The following is a 1201-nucleotide window of genomic DNA, read 5'->3' on the forward strand; positions in this document are numbered from 1 at the left end:
TTTAGTCTTTATAGAAACTTCAATATCTTCTATACTATGTAATAATGAAATTCTTAAGTCTTTATCAGCATAAAAACGATTCAAAATATCCTGAAAGGTTACATCAGTGTATTTACGTTCTTTGTTTTCATTTACTCTTGACAGTGGTAAAGAAAAAGATTTGAGTTTATAGTATCCAATATCTCTAATATGTCGAATTGCTATATCTCTTTTTCCAATAACTACCCCTCTAGACTCAAATAAATCAACTTGCTCTTCAAAACTAAGCGGTTTTGGCTCTTCCATAGTTTCCTCTCAAGATACAAAAAAATACTCTCACCTCGGAACGTATCCGCCACAAAGGGAGTGAGAGTGTTGTCATTTACATATATATTAAACTATATTTATAATTTTGTCAACAAAAATGTATAAGTTTTTTCTTATTTTAGAAAGTTTAGTAAAAACGTTGAACTTTTGTTCATATTTATCACAAACAAAAAACACCCGCCGAAGCGGGGTTATGTTTTAGTTTGCTTTTGAATAAAGTGTCTAATCAAAATAGAAGCTTCAAATAGTATAGATAATATAAAAGAAATTCCCCCTATCAAAAGAATTTGATCAAACTGCTCAAATGCTCCGAAAGCAAAAACCTCAATACTTAGTATAATAACAACAAACCAAGTTCCTTCAAATTTCATATTACTACCACCATTTTTTAGTTTTATTAAAAAGTATATCATATTCTGAAAAATAAAAAAAGTAGTGACCAAAGTCAGAAGTTAATTTTATAATTTATCTGCATTCATTTATCATGACCGTAAGTAGTAATCCTAAATTTTATGAATAAAAGAAAGTACCTCCACGTTAGAGTATATTCTTACAACATATTTTATTTCTTTCTCCTTTTTTCCAATAATTGCCAATAAATAAGACTTAAGAGAGCACACATATACTGTTTTCTTGCATCACAGACCAATTTTGAAAACTTTTTTTATAAAAACGTAAAAAAATATTAAAAAATGAATACCCCGCCCCTATTTGTTTTAGGAATACCGTATACCAATAGTGGCTCCCTTTCGAAAAAAGTGATTTTTGAAAACTTTTTTTCTGAAACGAAATCGCTCAACCACAACGATTACAAGGATAATTTACCCCTAAAAGTTATGTAGTAGAAAGGAGGAAATAGGCTAAAAACTCTAAAAAAAGGCTAAAAAGGGGAAAC

Annotated in this window: 2 protein-coding genes; both read right to left on the minus strand. The window is 29.1% G+C overall.

Features of this window, described 5'->3' with window-relative positions; translation table 11 throughout:
* A partial coding sequence (locus tag AB0N14_RS40275) for an Abi family protein (protein ID WP_366030637.1) occupies window positions 1-285 on the minus strand: 285 nt, incomplete at its 3' end.
* A gap of 212 nt (window positions 286-497) precedes the next feature.
* Window positions 498-719 carry a hypothetical protein gene (locus AB0N14_RS40280; protein WP_366030638.1) on the minus strand — a complete coding sequence of 74 codons (222 nt, stop codon included), beginning with the start codon at window positions 717-719 and terminating at the stop codon, window positions 498-500.
* Window positions 720-1201 lie beyond the last annotated feature (482 nt).

It is taken from the genome of Streptomyces sp. NPDC051104 (assembly GCF_040682835.1).
In the GTDB taxonomy this organism is placed as follows: domain Bacteria; phylum Actinomycetota; class Actinomycetes; order Streptomycetales; family Streptomycetaceae; genus Streptomyces; species Streptomyces cynarae.

Excerpts from the sequence above, each read along its gene's own strand:
- AB0N14_RS40280 (WP_366030638.1), bottom strand. The coding sequence starts at position 719 with ATGATATACTTTTTAATAAAACTAAAAAATGGTGGTAGTAATATGAAA.